General features: G+C 66.6%; 1 protein-coding gene. It reads left to right on the top strand.

Annotated features, from left to right (window positions below):
• Positions 1 to 410 (top strand): alpha-amylase family protein (locus tag GTW67_RS13265; protein WP_524539773.1); only part of this gene is annotated, 410 nt, incomplete at both ends.

The following is a 410-nucleotide window of genomic DNA, read 5'->3' as shown; positions in this document are numbered from 1 at the left end:
GACTTCGCCCTCCAGTGCTCCCCCGACCACCCCTGGGTCGACAAGCACCCCGACTGGTTCCACCACCGCCCCGACGGCACCATCGCCTACGCCGAGAACCCGCCGAAGAAGTACCAGGACATCTACCCCGTCGCCTTCGACGCCGACATGGACGGCCTGGTCGCCGAAACGGTCCGCGTCCTGCGGCACTGGATGGACCACGGCGTGCGGATCTTCCGCGTCGACAACCCCCACACCAAACCCGTCGTGTTCTGGGAACGCGTCATCGGCGAGGTCAACCGCGCCGACCCCGACGTCATCTTCCTGGCGGAGGCCTTCACCCGCCCCGCGATGATGGCGACCCTCGCCCAGATCGGCTTCCAGCAGTCCTACACCTACTTCACCTGGCGCAACACCAAGCAGGAACTGAC

Origin of the sequence: Streptomyces sp. SID5910 (genome assembly GCF_009862125.1) — a bacterium.
In the GTDB taxonomy this organism is placed as follows: Bacteria; Actinomycetota; Actinomycetes; order Streptomycetales; family Streptomycetaceae; genus Streptomyces.
The sequence above is the reverse complement of the archived record's forward strand: the minus strand, read 5'-3'. Positions and strand labels throughout refer to the sequence as shown.